The sequence below is a fragment of the Citrobacter amalonaticus genome (genome assembly GCF_018323885.1).
Classification (GTDB): Bacteria; Pseudomonadota; Gammaproteobacteria; order Enterobacterales; family Enterobacteriaceae; genus Citrobacter_A; species Citrobacter_A amalonaticus.
Window position 1 is genome coordinate 4,045,558 of sequence record NZ_AP024585.1, and the last position, 15,957, is coordinate 4,061,514.

Sequence of the window (15,957 nt, forward strand, 5' to 3'; positions counted from 1 at the left end):
TACATCCCGGTTGAAATGGAGAACATTTGCTTAGTGCGTCATCAAATAAAAATAGAAACATTGGGCAGATCTACTGGTTGTTATCTTCGGCTGATTACACTGGACTAACTGATGATGAAACTTTACCAACCCGCTTCAGAAAAAGAAGAACTACAACTCTCTGTTTGTCAGCGCCTGATTGGCGAAAAAAGCTATCTCTCACAGGAGGAGATCCGCCGCGATCTGCAAAACTACGGCTTTGAAACCATCAGCCAGTCAACGGTTTCCCGCCTGCTGAAAATTCTTGGCGTCATAAAAATTAGAAATACGAAAGGACAAAAAATTTATTCCGTCAATCCGCAATTGCGTCCAGCCCCCGACGCCGCCCGTTCCATTTCTGAAATGGTGGTGAGCGTGGAGCATAACAGCGAATTTATCCTTATCCATACGGCGGCAGGCTATGGCCGCGCCGTCGCCCGGATCCTCGATTATCATGCCCTGCCGGAAATCCTGGGTGTGGTAGCGGGTAGCAGTATTGTCTGGGTTGCGCCACGGGTGGTGCAGCGCACTGGCCTTGTCCACAAACAGATTAACTACTTACTAAAAATGAATTAATATTCATTAAAACCGTTTGCGTTGAATAAAAACGGCATTTTTTGCTTGATCCACAAACGGAGCTGAGTATAATCGCGGACAATTTGCCGGGAGGAAGTATGGTCCAGTGTGTACGACATTCTGTCTTACCGCGTCTGAAAACAGACGCTGGCCTGCCGTTTTTCTTTCCGTTGCTCACCTATTCCCAGCCCCTCAAATGAGGGGCTTTTTTTTTGCCCTGGCGTCAGGAGATAAACATGGCTAACCCGCTATATCAAAAACACATCATTTCCATAAACGACCTCAGTCGCGACGACCTCAATCTGGTGCTGGCGACGGCGGCGAAATTAAAAGCGAACCCTCAACCGGAGCTGCTCAAACACAAGGTCATCGCCAGTTGCTTCTTTGAAGCCTCGACCCGTACCCGCCTGTCGTTTGAAACCTCAATGCACCGCCTGGGCGCCAGCGTGGTCGGCTTTTCCGACAGCGCCAACACGTCGCTGGGTAAGAAAGGTGAGACGCTGGCAGATACCATCTCGGTGATCAGCACCTATGTTGATGCGATCGTGATGCGTCACCCGCAGGAAGGCGCGGCGCGTCTGGCGACCGAATTCTCCGGTAAGGTGCCGGTACTGAACGCGGGTGACGGTTCAAATCAACATCCGACACAAACGCTGCTGGATCTGTTCACCATTCAGGAAACGCAGGGGCGTCTGAACAACCTGCATGTGGCGATGGTCGGCGACCTGAAATATGGCCGTACCGTGCATTCCCTGACGCAGGCGCTGGCGAAGTTTGATGGCAACCGCTTCTACTTCATCGCCCCGGATGCGCTGGCAATGCCGCAGTACATTCTTGATATGCTGGACGAAAAAGGCATTGCCTGGAGCCTGCACGCCTCTATCGAAGAGGTGATGGCGGAGGTGGATATTCTGTACATGACCCGCGTACAGAAAGAGCGTCTGGACCCTTCAGAATACGCCAACGTGAAGGCCCAGTTTGTCCTGCGCGCCAGCGACCTGGTGGGAGCACGGGAAAACATGAAGGTACTGCATCCGCTGCCGCGTATAGATGAAATCGCCACGGACGTGGATAAAACGCCTCACGCCTGGTATTTCCAGCAGGCAGGCAACGGGATTTTCGCGCGCCAGGCGTTACTGGCACTGGTTCTGACTAGCGATTTGGCACTGTAAGGGGAGATAACGAGATGACACACGATAATAAACTGCAGGTTGAAGCGATCAAATGCGGCACCGTAATCGACCATATTCCCGCGCAAATCGGCTTTAAATTGCTGACTCTGTTCAAGCTGACCGAAACCGACCAGCGCATCACTATCGGCCTTAATCTGCCTTCCGGTGAAATGGGACGTAAAGACCTGATTAAGATCGAGAACACCTTCCTGACCGCCGAACAGGTTAATCAACTGTCACTGTATGCGCCACAGGCCACTGTCAACCGTATCGACAACTACGACGTGGTGGGTAAATCACGTCCAAGCCTGCCGGACCACATCGACAGCGTGCTGGTCTGCCCGAACAGTAACTGCATCAGCCACGCTGAACCGGTTTCTTCCAGTTTTTCAGTGAAAAAACGCGCGGATGACATCGCACTTAAATGCAAATACTGCGAAAAAGAGTTTTCTCATTATGTGGTGCTGGCCAACTAATTGCAGTTGGTTAAAAATTCGTGGCTCCCTATAATGCCAGAGAAATTTCATTAACCGCTGTACTTCAGGAGAAATCATGAGCAAAACTATCGCGACGGAAAATGCACCCGCAGCAATCGGTCCATATGTTCAGGGCGTAGATCTGGGCAGCATGATCATCACTTCCGGTCAGATCCCGGTTGACCCGAAAACCGGCAGCGTGTCGGACGACGTCTCCGCGCAGGCGCGTCAGTCGCTGGAAAACGTGAAAGCTATCGTTGAAGCCGCTGGCCTGAAAGTAGGCGACATCGTGAAAACAACCGTATTTGTCAAAGATCTGAACGATTTCGCGACCGTCAACGCCACTTACGAAGCGTTCTTCACCGAGCACAACGCCACCTTCCCGGCACGTTCCTGCGTGGAAGTCGCGCGTCTGCCAAAAGACGTGAAGATCGAGATCGAAGCGATCGCCGTTCGTCGTTAAGCGATAAAAAAATCCGGGCATACCCGCCCGGATTTTCGTTACTGCACCACTATCACATCACGCCAAAGAATTTCGGCAGGAACAGCGAAATCGCCGGAATATAGGTCACCAGCAAGAGCACCAGGAACAGTACCGCGTAGAACGGTAGCATCGCCTTCACCACCTGCTCGATCTTCTGTTTACTCACCGCACTGGCAACAAACAGCACCGACCCTACCGGCGGTGTGATCAGGCCAATCCCCAGGTTCACCAGCATAATCATCCCGAAATGTACCGGATCAATGCCGAGGGCGTTGGTGACCGGCAGCAGCACAGGGGTCAGGATCAGGATTAGCGGCGCCATGTCCATCAACGTACCAATCAGCAGTAGCATGATGTTAATGCACATCAGGATGACATACTTGTTATCCGAGATACTGGTAAACGCTTCGGTAATGCGCATCGGCAGTTGCATATAGGTCATGATGGCGCCAAACGCCGCAGCGAAACCGATCAGGATCATCACGATGGTCACGGTCTTCACAGTGCGATACATCAGTTTCGGCAGTTCGGACCACTTATAGTCGCGATAGATAAACATGGTGACAAAGAATGCCCACAGGCAGGCGATCGCCGCCGATTCCGTCGCGGTAAAAATACCGGAAAGGATCCCGCCCATAATGATGACGACCGTCATCAGCCCCCACAGCGTATCGAGAAAGATCTTCAATGCCTGTCGGAACGGCACGCGCTCCCCTTTCGGGTAGCCGCGCTTATGCGCAAAGCCCACGCACATTACCATCAGGGTAAAACTCAGCAATAGCCCAGGCAGGATCCCGGCAATAAACAGCGCGGCAATCGACACCGTACCGCCCGTCGCCAGCGAGTAGATCACCGAGTTATGGCTGGGCGGCGTCAGGATTGCCTGCACGGAACCGCTGGCGGTGACCGCTGCGGCAAAGTCTCGCGGATAACCTTTCTTATCCATTTCAGGGATCATCACTGAACCGATCGATGCGGTATCCGCCACCGACGATCCTGAGATCGCGCCAAAAAAGGTTGATGCGACAATGTTCACCAGCGACAGACCACCGCGAATGAAGCCAACAAAGATATAGGCAAAGTTGACTAACCGGCGCGCAATGCCCCCTTCCGCCATAATGGCCCCGGCCAGAATAAAGAACGGGATCGCCAACAATGAGAATTTGTTCACGCCGTTGGTCAACTGGATCATCACCGCTTCCAGCGGGATATCGATATACCACGCCCCGACGATCGCGCTGATCCCCACCGCGTACGCCACCGGCACCCCAATCGCCAGCATGATGCCGAGCGTAAAAACGAGAATAAATGCATCCATTTGCTTTCCCCTATGAAGTCGGTTCGGTCATCAACTGGTTGAACCCAGCATGACCACAGGACGTTGATACTGAGCGCCACGGCAGATCTTCTCGATGATGAAAAGCAGCATGATCGCCGAACCGATAGGGAGCGGAAGATAGTTTTCCCCGGCAGTCAAAATTGGGAATTCTGCCACGGGTTGTTGCCACAACTCATAACAGAGCGTCGAACCGTACCAAAGAATAAAAATACTGATCGCCAGCAACATCAGATCGGCACCGATAAAACAGATCCGGCGCCCCATTTCACCAAGACGATCGGTTACCATGCTGACCGCAATATGCGAACCCGCACGATAGCTGACCGCCGCACCAATAAAAGTGAACGTCACCATGCACAATATGGCGATCGGCTCGGGCCAGGACAGCGCGCTGTTCATCACGTAGCGCGCGAATATCCCCACGGGAATAACCGCCACCATCACCAATAAAGCCAGCCCGGCAATCCACATTGAAATTCGATACAGCACATCCATTACCGATGAATAACCTTCACCCATAATCATCACCTCGAACGAATAACCGATTCAGGCAGATGACCTCCGTCATCCGCCTGATGAATTACTTCACATCCTGAATTCGCTTGATCAAATCCTGGTGGTCTTTACCGTATTGATCCCGGACGGGCTGTGTGGCTTTATAAAAATAATCCGTATCGATGTCATGGAAATTCACCCCATTTGCTTTCATGGTTTCCAGTGATTTCGCATTATAGGCTTCCCAGAGTTGGCGTTGTTCTATTTGCGCTTCTTTTGCCAGTTTAATAATTAATTCCTGATCTTCTTTTTTCAGCTTGTCCCACTTGGCTTTTGAAAACAGGAACAGTTCAGGAATAATGAAATGCTTACTCCAGGTGTAATTTTTGGCGACCGGCAGATAGTTATGCGCGACAAAGGTCGGCGGGTTATTTTCTGTGCCATCAATAACCCCGGTCTGCATCCCGCTGAACACCTCACTGGTTCCCATAGCGATCGCATTCGCGCCCATCGCTTTTAAGGTATCGAGCGAGACCGGGCTGGTCTGAACACGGATTTTCATCCCTTTCAGGTCTTCCGGTTTCACCACCGGAGCCTTGGTAATCAGGTTACGCGTTCCGGCATCCATCCAGCCGAGAAACACCAGTCGGGACTGGCTGTTGGCGGTCAGCCGGTCACCAATTTCCTGACCAATTGCCCCATCCAGAACCTTATGCAGGTGATCTTCATCGCGGAAGATATAGGGCAGCGTAAAGACGTTAATCTCAGGCAATATGGCAGCAACCGGAGACATCGACACGCGAATAATATCAATCGCACCCAGTTGCGCCTGTTCAATCATCTGCTTTTCATCCCCCAGTACGCCGCCCGGGAAGGTTTTAATATCCAGACGTCCGTCGGTCGCAGCGCTGAGTTTTTCGCCCATATGCTTCACAGCAACTACGTTCGGATAATCCGCCGGATGGACATCTGCCGCACGCAGCGTTTGCGCAGACGCCGCCTGCGCTGCCAATACTAAAGCAGTCCCCACGCACAGGTTTAACAAGGTTTTGGTCAGTTTCATTTTTCCATCTCCAGAGGTTTATAATTTTCATTAATACAAACGACTTGCAGGATAGAGGGCCGCCTTAATTAAAAGGGACAGTAAGGAATGACATTGCCCAGGCAGACTCGTCGGTGTAACAAAGTATTACGATGATTATGTTCATAAAATGACGATGGATGGAATTTTTTTTAGCACGCTGTTTCATTTTTGCAATGAAGGTCTTTTTCCTGGAAAAAAGATGTCATGAAGCGGGCTTAAATTGTGATCGACCACACCTCTTTGGTTTTTCAAAAAAAATAAAACACGACGAAGGGAAAGAATATATTCTTGCGCGATAAAAAAGAGAATGGCTGCCGAAGCAGCCATTATTTTGTTTACTGCCAGCCGTAGCGGCGGCTATAGAAGCCTTTAACCCATTGCGTTAACGTCATATATCCCACCAGAATCGCCACTAACCAGGGGAAATAACTCAGCGGTAACGCCTGCAATTGCAGATAACCTGCCAGCGGTGAGAACGGTAGCGCAATTCCCACAATCATTACCACCAGCGTCATCAGCATCAGCGGCCAGGCAGCGCGACTCTGAATAAACGGCACGCGGCGCGTACGAATCATATGCACAATCAGCGTTTGCGACAGCAGCCCCACCACAAACCAGCCAGACTGGAACAGCGTTTGCGCTTCCGGCACATTGGCGTGGAATACCCACCACATCAGGCAGAATGTCAGAATGTCGAAGATGGAGCTGATCGGGCCAAAAAAGAGCATAAAACGGCCCAGATCCGCCGGATTCCAGCGCTGCGGTTTCTGGATCTGCTCATCATCAACGTTATCAAACGGGATCGCCACCTGAGATACATCGTACAGCAGGTTCTGAATCAGCAAGTGCAGCGGCAACATGGGCAGGAACGGTAAAAAGGCGCTCGCCACCAGCACGCTAAAGACGTTACCAAAGTTAGAACTGGCGGTCATTTTGATATACTTCAGCATATTGGAGAACGTACGACGCCCTTCAATTACGCCTTCTTCCAGCACCATCAGGCTCTTTTCCAGCAGAATAATATCGGCCGCTTCACGGGCGATATCGACCGCGCCATCCACCGAAATGCCAATATCCGCCGCACGTAGCGCTGGCGCGTCGTTAATTCCATCGCCCATAAAGCCCACCACGTGCCCTTCACGTCTGAGGAGGCGGACGATCCGCTCTTTATGCATCGGCGTCAGGCGTGCGAACAGCGTTGTATGCTGAGCCAACGCGGCCAGCACGTCGTCGCTCATGTCTTCGATATCATTTCCGACAATCACCTCTCCGGCATCCAGACCTACCTCATGGCATACCTTCGCGGCGACCAGTTCGCTGTCGCCGGTCAGGATCTTCACGGTAATGCCACTGGCTTTCAGCGCTTTCAGCGCCGGTGCGGTCGTTTCCTTCGGCGGATCGAGGAAGGCGATGTAACCTTCAAGGATCAGATCGGATTCATCAATACGCTGGTAATCCCCTTCCCGCGCTGGCAGGTATTTGGTCGCCACGGCGACCACGCGCAGCCCCTGACGGTTCAGCGTATCAGTCACGCGCTTCACTCGACGCAGCATGTTGTCATCCAGCGGCACAATTTCGCCGTTATGACGTACTTGCGTACAGACGCTGACGATCTCCTGCAACGCGCCTTTGCACACCAGTTGATGCACATCCGTCTCTTCTGCCACCACCACCGACATCCGGCGGCGCTCAAAATCAAACGGAATCTCATCAATTTTCTGCCAGCGGGTAGACAACGTGCGCGCAGCGCCTTCATCCACACCTTCCAGCACGGCGGTATCCAGCAGATTTTTCAGTCCGGTCTGGTAATGGCTGTTCAGCCATGCCGCGTGCAGAACGCGTTCACTGGGCTTACCGGAGATATCCGTATGATTCTCCAGCACGATTTTATCCTGGGTCAGCGTGCCGGTTTTATCGGTGCACAGAACGTCCATCGCGCCGAAGTTCTGAATGGCATCCAGATGTTTGACGATCACTTTTTGCTTCGACAGTTTCACCGCGCCGCGTGCCAGCGTCGAAGTAACAATCATCGGCAGCATTTCCGGCGTCAGGCCTACGGCGACGGAGAGCGCAAACAGCGCCGCTTCCCACCAGTCACCTTTGGTATAACCGTTAATGAGCAGCACCACTGGCGCCATCACCAGCATAAAGCGAATCAACAGCATACTGACGCGACTGATCCCCTTCTGGAACGCGTTTTGCTCGCTTTCCTGTTCGCTGACGCGCCCCGCCAGTTGACCAAACCAGGTATGGGTGCCGGTGGCGATAACCATCGCCTGCGCCGTGCCGCTCACCACGTTAGTGCCCATAAAGCACAGGGTATCGCGCTCAAGCGGGTTGCTTTGGCTGGCGTCGCGGGTGTGCGCCACTTTCTCCACTGGCAGCGATTCGCCGGTTAATGACGCCTGAGCAACAAACAGGTCTCGCGCCTGAATCACCCGCAGATCGGCCGGGATCATGTCCCCCGCCGACAGCTTGATGATGTCGCCGGGCACCAGTTGATCGCCAGGCAGCTCCACCCAGCCGTTTTCCCCTTTCTCATTGATGACCCGCAGCACCGTCGCGGTGTTGCTGACCATCGCTTTCAGCGCGTCTACCGCTTTGGTGGAGCGCGCTTCCTGGACAAAGTTAAGCAGCGTGGAAATCACCACCATCAGAGCGATCACCCCGGCGGCGAACAGATCTTCCGTGGCATACGAGATCGCGCCCAGAAGAGTCAGCAACATATTGAACGGGTTGCGATAACAGGTCCACAGATGCTTCCACCACGGTGACGGTTTCTGGGTCGGCAGAAGGTTTTCACCGTGTTGTTCGCGGGCGGCGTTCACCTCTGCCACATTGAGTCCTTCCGGATGCGCATGAAACGTTTTCCATAGCGTCTTTTCATCCATCACGGCCACTTTCAGGCAGTGTTCACTCAGTGAAGAAGGTATCGGGGTGCTGGCAATCGACTGTGCATTAGGTAATGGATCGCGGTGCACCAGGCGATCGGGCAAATGGCGGCCAAGCCGGGCAAACAGCTGGCGAGTGATATTTTTAAACATAGGAAGCCCCTCCGCGCCAATAAGACAGGCGCAGAAATATCCTTCAGGCGTGGCAAAACCTTACCTGACAGGTAACATCATTTTTAAACAGGGACGTTAATGCGTCACTGTCTTACATCACCGGTAAGACAGCGAAAGGCAGGCTTACCGGAAAGCGCGTGTTCTCCAGGTCGGGAGAGGGGTGGGATCGGGATCCATAAAGCCTCCGGTAATTGAATGAGTTAGCTCACAGATAATAAGTTGTAGATCATAATATTTGTGGCATTTATGGCGTTATAATAACCCCCGGCAATTAAACAAAACATATACACAAAAACATTCAGTTCGCATCCCGGCAGAAAATGAACGACGCCAACGCAAAAGCAGCGTGAAGGATGACGTGTATAAACCAGACTTTGCCCATTGTGGTTTCTATAAGTAAAGTTACCCTCTTATCATCTTTTGTTGCGTACCACGGGAAAACAGGATGCAAAATCGGCTGACTATCAAAGACATCGCCCGCTTAAGCGGCGTGGGGAAATCCACCGTTTCCCGTGTGCTGAACAACGAAAGCGGCGTCAGTGAACGGACTCGCGAGCGTGTCGAAGCCGTGATGAATCAGCACGGATTTTCTCCTTCCCGTTCAGCCCGCGCCATGCGGGGCCAGAGCGATAAAGTCGTCGCCATCATTGTGACCCGTCTCGACTCCCTGTCGGAAAACCTTGCCGTACAGACGATGCTGCCGGTGTTTTATGAGCAGGGTTACGATCCGATCATGATGGAAAGTCAGTTTTCCCCGGAAAAAGTGGAAGAACACTTAGGTATGCTGAAACGCCGCAATATCGACGGCGTGGTGCTGTTCGGTTTTACCGGCATCACGGACACGATGATCGCCCCGTGGCAGGCATCGCTGGTGCTGCTGGCTCGTGATGCGAAAGGCTTTGCCTCCGTCTGCTACGACGACGACGGGGCGATTAAAATCCTGATGCAACGCCTGTACGATCAGGGGCATCGCCACATCAGCTTTCTCGGTGTGCCGCACAGCGACGTCACCACCGGGAAGCGCCGCCATGACGCCTATCTCGCGTTTTGCAAACAACATAAGTTACATCCCGTCGCGGCCCTGCCGGGTCTGGCGATGAAGCAAGGCTATGAGCATGCCGCGAGCGTCATTACACCAGACACTACCGCGCTGGTCTGTGCCACGGATACTCTCGCGCTCGGTGCCAGTAAGTATTTGCAAGAACAGCGGGTCGATAATCTGCAACTGGCGAGCGTCGGTAATACGCCGCTGATGAAATTCCTGCATCCGGAGATCGTCACGGTCGATCCCGGTTATGCCGAAGCCGGACGCCAGGCGGCTTCCCAGTTGATCGAGCAGATCAACGGACGCAGCGAGCTGCGCCAGATCGTCATTCCTTCCACCCTTTCCTGAAGCATTGCTGATCGCTTTCTGAACGATAATTTGTGATCTTCGCTGCGTTTCGGGAACGTTCCCATTTTTAATTTTTTATCCCGGATATACTCTGTGGCCATCGCATAACCCCCTTTTTCACTGTCATCGCCACGAGGCTTCATGATGAGCAAAGTTAAACAAGCGGATATTGACCGGCTGATAGAGCTGGTAGGCGGGCGAGAGAATATCGCCACCGTGAGTCACTGTATTACGCGCCTGCGCTTTGTGCTGAATCAGCCAGCAAACGCCAGACCGAAAGAAATTGAAGCCTTACCGATGGTCAAAGGCTGCTTTACCAACGCCGGTCAGTTCCAGGTGGTGATTGGCACCGAGGTTGGCGATTATTACAAGGCGCTGCTGGCCACCACCGGGCAGTCGCACGCCGATAAAGAGCAGGCGAAAAAAGCGGCTCGTCAGAACATGAAATGGCATGAACAACTCATCTCCCATTTCGCTGAAATCTTCTTCCCGCTACTGCCGGCGCTGATTAGCGGAGGCTTGATCTTAGGTTTCCGCAACGTCATTGGCGACCTGCCAATGAGCAACGGCCAGACGCTGGCGCAGATGTATCCGGCGCTGAAAACGATTTATGACTTCCTGTGGCTGATTGGCGAAGCCATCTTTTTCTATCTGCCAGTGGGCATCTGCTGGTCGGCGGTGAAAAAAATGGGCGGTACGCCGATCCTTGGCATCGTGCTTGGCGTTACGCTGGTATCGCCACAGTTGATGAACGCGTATCTGCTGGGGCAACAGGTACCGGAAGTATGGAACTTCGGGCTGTTCACCATCGCGAAAGTAGGCTATCAGGCGCAGGTCATTCCGGCGCTGCTGGCTGGCCTGGCGCTGGGCGTGATTGAAACGCGCCTGAAACGCATCGTGCCGGATTATCTGTATCTCGTGGTGGTGCCGGTGTGTTCATTGATCCTCGCGGTCTTCCTCGCTCATGCGCTGATCGGTCCGTTTGGCCGCTTGATTGGCGACGGTGTGGCCTTTGCGGTTCGCCATCTGATGACCGGCAGCTTCGCGCCGATTGGTGCCGCGCTGTTTGGCTTCCTGTACGCCCCACTGGTGATTACCGGCGTGCACCAGACCACGCTCGCCATCGACATGCAGATGATCCAGAGCATGGGAGGAACGCCGGTATGGCCGCTGATTGCCCTTTCCAACATCGCGCAGGCGTCTGCGGTGGTCGGCATTATTATCGCCAGCCGTAAACAGAACGAACGCGAGATCTCCGTTCCTGCCGCGATCTCCGCTTATCTCGGGGTCACTGAACCAGCAATGTACGGTATCAACCTGAAATACCGCTTCCCGATGCTCTGCGCAATGATCGGCTCCGGTCTCGCCGGTCTGCTCTGCGGCCTGTTCGGGGTGATGGCGAACGGTATCGGCGTTGGCGGCCTGCCGGGCATCCTTTCTATCCAACCGACTTACTGGCAGGTCTACGCCGTCGCGATAGCCATCGCCATTGTCATCCCGATCGTGCTGACTTCTATGGTTTACCAGCGCAAATACCGTCAGGGCACGTTACAAATTGTCTGATTTTATTCGGGGCGCACTTGCGCCCCTCGCATAACCAGGAATTGACTATGAATACTCTTCCCCACTGGTGGCAAAACGGCGTCATCTACCAGATCTATCCCAAAAGCTTTCAGGATACGACCGGCAGCGGCACCGGCGATTTACGCGGCGTGACTCAGCGCCTCGATTACCTGCATAAACTGGGCGTAGATGCCCTCTGGCTGACCCCGTTCTATATCTCACCGCAAGTGGATAATGGCTACGATGTCGCTAACTACACCGCTATCGATCCCGCTTACGGTACGCTGGATGACTTCGATGAACTGGTCGCCCAGGCAAAAGCACGCGGCATCCGCATTATTCTCGACATGGTGTTTAACCACACCTCCACGCAGCACGCCTGGTTTCGTGAAGCGCTCGACAAAGACAGCCCGTATCGCGAGTTTTACATCTGGCGCGACGGCACGCCTGATGCGCTGCCCAATAACTGGCACTCCAAGTTTGGCGGCAACGCCTGGCAATGGCATGCCCAGAGCGAACAGTATTATCTGCACCTCTTCGCCCCGGAACAGGCGGACCTGAACTGGGAAAACCCTGCCGTCCGCGCCGAGCTGAAAAAAGTCTGCGAATTCTGGGCCGATCGCGGCGTGGATGGCCTGCGCCTGGACGTCGTCAACCTGATCTCCAAAGATCAGCGCTTCCCCAATGACCTGGACGGCGACGGTCGCCGTTTTTATACCGATGGGCCGCGAGCGCATGAATTTTTGCATGAGATGAACCGCGACGTCTTTACGCCGCGCAAGTTGATGACGGTCGGTGAAATGTCCTCCACCACGCTGGAACATTGCCAGCGCTACGCCGCGCTGGACGGTAGCGAACTGTCGATGACCTTCAATTTTCATCACCTGAAGGTCGATTATCCCAATGGAGAGAAATGGACGCTGGCGAAGCCCGATTTTGTCGCACTGAAGACCCTGTTCCGCCACTGGCAGCAAGGAATGCACAACGTCGCGTGGAATGCGCTGTTCTGGTGTAACCACGATCAGCCGCGCATTGTGTCGCGCTTTGGTGACGAAGGCGAATATCGGGTGCCGGCCGCGAAAATGCTGGCGATGGTGCTGCACGGTATGCAGGGCACACCGTACATCTATCAAGGGGAAGAGATCGGCATGACCAATCCTCACTTCACCCGGATCACCGACTACCGCGATGTGGAAAGCCATAACATGTTTGCCGGGCTGCGGGCGGAGGGTCGCGATGCCAATGAACTGCTGGCAATCCTGGCCAGTAAATCCCGTGACAACAGCCGTACGCCAATGCAGTGGAATAACCGCAAGAACGCGGGTTTCAGCCAGGGTGAACCGTGGATCTCCCTGTGCGATAACTACGCGGACATCAACGTGGAGAACGCGCTCGGCGATAATTCGTCGGTGTTTTATACCTATCAACGGCTGATTGCGCTGCGTAAATCCGAACCTGTGTTGACCTGGGGTGACTATCAGGATCTGTTACCAGACAGCCCACACGTATGGTGTTATCAGCGCGAGTGGCAAGGACAGCGGCTGCTGGTCATTGCCAATCTGAGCGGTGAATGTCAGGCCTGGTTCCCGGAATCGTACCGGGGTAACTGGCAGGTGTTGATGCACAACTATGATGAAGTTTCACCACTGCCAATGGCGATGACGCTGCGTCCTTTCGAAGCGATCTGGTGGTTGCAGAAGTCATAAACTGAACACATTTTGCCCGGCAAACTCTCGATGCCGGGCAAAAAGGTCGCCCCGCGTTAGCTTACTGTTTTTGTTGAATAAATAATCAGATTTTTCTATATCACAATTTACAATCGCTATAACGCCCGCCAACTGTACGCTCTGCTTTTTACCTTGCGCTACATCAAAAAAATCGTAAACATCCTTGATGCAAATCACTATATATAGAACTTAAAATGCAATCCGCCCCAACATGTTGTATTAATCAACTACATTTACAACAACAATGATGTCCACAGTCAAGGTGACTTTGTGGATAACATGGGACTGGATTGCGGGAAGTGATTGGATAGAGAGATGAATAACCATATCAACGCCTCCCGAGCCTCTGTGGATAACCTGTTCTTATACATTATGGAGTGATCATGACACCGCATGTGATGAAACGAGATGGCTGTAAAGTGCCGTTTAAATCAGAGCGCATCAAAGAAGCCATTCTGCGTGCAGCTAAAGCAGCGGGAGTCGATGACGCAGATTACTGCGCCACCGTCGCAGAAGTCGTTAGCAGTCAGATGGACGCGCGTAGCCAGGTCGATATTAATGAGATCCAGACGGCGGTTGAAAACCAACTGATGTCAGGCCCTTACAAGCAGCTGGCGCGCGCCTACATTGAATATCGCCATGACCGTGATATTCAGCGAGAGAAACGCGGTCGTCTGAACCAGGAAATTCGCGGCCTGGTAGAACAGACCAATTCCGCGTTGCTCAATGAAAACGCCAATAAAGACAGTAAAGTCATCCCGACCCAGCGCGACCTGCTGGCCGGTATCGTCGCCAAACACTACGCCCGTCAGCATCTGCTGCCGCGTGATGTGGTACAGGCGCACGAGCGCGGTGATATTCACTACCATGATCTTGACTATTCCCCGTTCTTCCCGATGTTCAACTGCATGCTTATCGATCTCAAAGGGATGCTGACGCAGGGCTTTAAGATGGGTAACGCAGAAATCGAGCCGCCAAAATCCATCTCTACCGCCACCGCCGTGACCGCGCAAATCATCGCGCAGGTCGCCAGCCATATTTACGGCGGCACCACCATTAACCGTATTGATGAAGTACTGGCGCCATTCGTGACTGCCAGCTTTAACAAGCACCGTAAGACGGCGGAAGAGTGGCAAATTCCGGATACCGACGGCTACGCGCATTCCCGTACCGAGAAAGAGTGCTACGACGCCTTCCAGTCTCTGGAATATGAGGTCAATACGCTGCATACCGCCAACGGCCAGACGCCATTTGTGACCTTTGGTTTCGGCCTGGGTACCAGTTGGGAATCGCGCCTGATTCAGCAGTCCATTCTGCGTAACCGTATCGCCGGTCTGGGCAAAAATCGCAAAACCGCCGTGTTCCCGAAACTGGTGTTTGCGATTCGTGACGGCCTGAACCACAAATTTGGCGATCCGAACTACGACATCAAACAACTGGCGCTGGAGTGTGCCAGCAAGCGCATGTATCCGGACATCCTGAACTACGATCAGGTCGTGAAAGTCACCGGTTCGTTCAAAACCCCGATGGGCTGCCGCAGCTTCCTCGGCGTGTGGGAAAACGAGAAAGGCGAACAGGTTCACGATGGGCGTAACAACCTCGGCGTGATCAGCCTTAACCTGCCGCGTATCGCGCTGGAAGCAGGTGGTGATGAGCCGACGTTCTGGAAACTGCTGGACGATCGTCTGACGCTGGCGCGTAAAGCGCTAATGACCCGTATTGCCCGTCTGGAAGGCGTTAAGGCTCGCGTCGCGCCGATCCTCTATATGGAAGGCGCCTGCGGCGTACGTCTGAAAGCCGATGATGATATCGCGGAAATCTTCAAAAACGGTCGTGCATCGATTTCACTGGGCTACATTGGTATCCACGAAACCATCAACGCGCTGTTTGGTGATACGCATGTCTACGACAGCGAAGCGCTGCGCGCGAAAGCGGTTGCCATTGTTGAGCATCTGCGTCAGGCCGTCGATAAATGGAAAGAAGAGACCGGCTACGGCTTTAGCCTGTACAGCACGCCGAGTGAAAACCTGTGTGACCGCTTCTGCCGTCTGGATACCGCCGAGTTTGGCGTCGTGCCGGGCGTCACCGATAAAGGATACTACACCAACAGTTTCCACCTCGATGTGGAGAAGAAGGTGAACCCGTACGACAAAATCGATTTTGAAGCGCCTTACCCGCCGTTGGCGAGCGGTGGCTTCATTTGCTATGGCGAATACCCGAACATCCAGCACAACCTGAAAGCGCTGGAAGATGTCTGGGACTACAGCTATCAGCATGTGCCGTATTACGGCACCAATACGCCAATCGATGAATGCTACGAGTGCGGCTTTACCGGTGAGTTCGAATGCACCAGCAAAGGCTTCACCTGTCCGAAATGCGGTAATCACGACGCGGCACGCGTGTCGGTAACCCGCCGCGTCTGCGGTTATTTAGGCAGCCCGGACGCACGTCCGTTTAACGCCGGTAAACAAGAAGAAGTGAAGCGTCGCGTTAAACATTTAGGGAATGGGCAGATCGGTTAATTTCCGTTTGCAAAGGCCGTAGGCCTGATAAGACGCCATCGCG

13 protein-coding genes and 1 pseudogene are annotated in these 15,957 nt (G+C 53.4%); 9 read left to right on the forward strand and 5 right to left on the reverse strand.

Annotated features, from left to right (window positions below; translation table 11 throughout):
• Positions 1–114: 114 nt before the first annotated feature.
• The 5 genes and pseudogenes from KI228_RS19145 to ridA all read left to right on the forward strand — a co-directional run bounded on the left by KI228_RS19145 (position 115) and on the right by ridA (position 2,705).
• Positions 115–594 carry an arginine repressor gene (locus KI228_RS19145; RefSeq protein ID WP_043001817.1) on the forward strand — a complete coding sequence of 160 codons (480 nt, stop codon included), beginning with the start codon at positions 115–117 and terminating at the stop codon, positions 592–594.
• Positions 595–692: 98 nt separating this feature from the next.
• Positions 693–828 (forward strand): annotated as a pseudogene (pyrL, locus tag KI228_RS19150) (pyr operon leader peptide).
• 2 nt (positions 829–830) lie between these two features.
• The gene (pyrB, locus tag KI228_RS19155) at positions 831–1,766 is read left to right on the forward strand and encodes an aspartate carbamoyltransferase (RefSeq protein WP_042999240.1); all 936 of its coding nucleotides are present in this window, start codon (positions 831–833) and stop codon (positions 1,764–1,766) included.
• A gap of 14 nt (positions 1,767–1,780) precedes the next feature.
• A complete protein-coding gene (pyrI, locus tag KI228_RS19160; RefSeq protein ID WP_042999239.1) occupies positions 1,781–2,242 on the forward strand; it encodes an aspartate carbamoyltransferase regulatory subunit in 462 nt (153 codons plus the stop codon).
• A gap of 76 nt (positions 2,243–2,318) precedes the next feature.
• Positions 2,319–2,705: a 2-iminobutanoate/2-iminopropanoate deaminase gene (gene ridA, locus KI228_RS19165; protein ID WP_042999238.1), complete on the forward strand. Its 387-nt coding sequence runs from the start codon at positions 2,319–2,321 to the stop codon at positions 2,703–2,705.
• A gap of 52 nt (positions 2,706–2,757) precedes the next feature.
• Here ridA and KI228_RS19170 read toward each other — a convergent pair whose 3' ends face one another.
• The 5 genes from KI228_RS19170 to mgtA all read right to left on the reverse strand — a co-directional run bounded on the left by KI228_RS19170 (position 2,758) and on the right by mgtA (position 8,688).
• The gene (locus KI228_RS19170) at positions 2,758–4,044 is read right to left on the reverse strand and encodes a TRAP transporter large permease (protein WP_042999236.1); all 1,287 of its coding nucleotides are present in this window, start codon (positions 4,042–4,044) and stop codon (positions 2,758–2,760) included.
• 30 nt (positions 4,045–4,074) lie between these two features.
• Positions 4,075–4,584: a TRAP transporter small permease gene (locus KI228_RS19175; protein WP_042999235.1), complete on the reverse strand. Its 510-nt coding sequence runs from the start codon at positions 4,582–4,584 to the stop codon at positions 4,075–4,077.
• Positions 4,585–4,645: 61 nt separating this feature from the next.
• Positions 4,646–5,623 carry a TRAP transporter substrate-binding protein gene (locus KI228_RS19180; RefSeq protein WP_042999234.1) on the reverse strand — a complete coding sequence of 326 codons (978 nt, stop codon included), beginning with the start codon at positions 5,621–5,623 and terminating at the stop codon, positions 4,646–4,648.
• Positions 5,624–5,806: 183 nt separating this feature from the next.
• Positions 5,807–5,971, reverse strand: coding sequence for a hypothetical protein (locus KI228_RS19185; RefSeq protein ID WP_155985524.1), 165 nt, complete (start codon positions 5,969–5,971; stop codon positions 5,807–5,809).
• Positions 5,972–5,979: 8 nt separating this feature from the next.
• Positions 5,980–8,688, reverse strand: coding sequence for a magnesium-translocating P-type ATPase (gene mgtA, locus KI228_RS19190; protein ID WP_141227655.1), 2,709 nt, complete (start codon positions 8,686–8,688; stop codon positions 5,980–5,982).
• Positions 8,689–9,154: 466 nt separating this feature from the next.
• Here mgtA and treR point away from each other — a divergent pair, with 466 nt between their 5' ends.
• The 4 genes from treR to nrdD all read left to right on the forward strand — a co-directional run bounded on the left by treR (position 9,155) and on the right by nrdD (position 15,914).
• Positions 9,155–10,102, forward strand: coding sequence for a trehalose operon repressor TreR (gene treR, locus KI228_RS19195; RefSeq protein WP_042999232.1), 948 nt, complete (start codon positions 9,155–9,157; stop codon positions 10,100–10,102).
• Positions 10,103–10,246: 144 nt separating this feature from the next.
• Positions 10,247–11,665 (forward strand): PTS trehalose transporter subunit IIBC, encoded by a 1,419-nt coding sequence (gene treB / locus KI228_RS19200; RefSeq protein WP_061069573.1) that lies wholly within the window; start codon positions 10,247–10,249, stop codon positions 11,663–11,665.
• A gap of 47 nt (positions 11,666–11,712) precedes the next feature.
• A complete protein-coding gene (gene treC / locus KI228_RS19205; protein ID WP_061069572.1) occupies positions 11,713–13,371 on the forward strand; it encodes an alpha,alpha-phosphotrehalase in 1,659 nt (552 codons plus the stop codon).
• Positions 13,372–13,775: 404 nt separating this feature from the next.
• Positions 13,776–15,914, forward strand: a complete 2,139-nt coding sequence (gene nrdD, locus KI228_RS19210) for an anaerobic ribonucleoside-triphosphate reductase (RefSeq protein ID WP_212807521.1) — start codon at positions 13,776–13,778, stop codon at positions 15,912–15,914.
• Positions 15,915–15,957: the final 43 nt, after the last annotated feature.

Coding starts and splice junctions, on each gene's coding strand:
- KI228_RS19145 (WP_043001817.1), top strand. CDS start 115: ATGAAACTTTACCAACCCGCTTCAGAAAAAGAAGAACTACAACTCTCT.
- pyrB (WP_042999240.1), top strand. CDS start 831: ATGGCTAACCCGCTATATCAAAAACACATCATTTCCATAAACGACCTC.
- pyrI (WP_042999239.1), top strand. CDS start 1,781: ATGACACACGATAATAAACTGCAGGTTGAAGCGATCAAATGCGGCACC.
- ridA (WP_042999238.1), top strand. CDS start 2,319: ATGAGCAAAACTATCGCGACGGAAAATGCACCCGCAGCAATCGGTCCA.
- KI228_RS19170 (WP_042999236.1), bottom strand. CDS start 4,044: ATGGATGCATTTATTCTCGTTTTTACGCTCGGCATCATGCTGGCGATT.
- KI228_RS19175 (WP_042999235.1), bottom strand. CDS start 4,584: ATGGGTGAAGGTTATTCATCGGTAATGGATGTGCTGTATCGAATTTCA.
- KI228_RS19180 (WP_042999234.1), bottom strand. CDS start 5,623: ATGAAACTGACCAAAACCTTGTTAAACCTGTGCGTGGGGACTGCTTTA.
- KI228_RS19185 (WP_155985524.1), bottom strand. CDS start 5,971: ATGGCTGCTTCGGCAGCCATTCTCTTTTTTATCGCGCAAGAATATATT.
- mgtA (WP_141227655.1), bottom strand. CDS start 8,688: ATGTTTAAAAATATCACTCGCCAGCTGTTTGCCCGGCTTGGCCGCCAT.
- treR (WP_042999232.1), top strand. CDS start 9,155: ATGCAAAATCGGCTGACTATCAAAGACATCGCCCGCTTAAGCGGCGTG.
- treB (WP_061069573.1), top strand. CDS start 10,247: ATGAGCAAAGTTAAACAAGCGGATATTGACCGGCTGATAGAGCTGGTA.
- treC (WP_061069572.1), top strand. CDS start 11,713: ATGAATACTCTTCCCCACTGGTGGCAAAACGGCGTCATCTACCAGATC.
- nrdD (WP_212807521.1), top strand. CDS start 13,776: ATGACACCGCATGTGATGAAACGAGATGGCTGTAAAGTGCCGTTTAAA.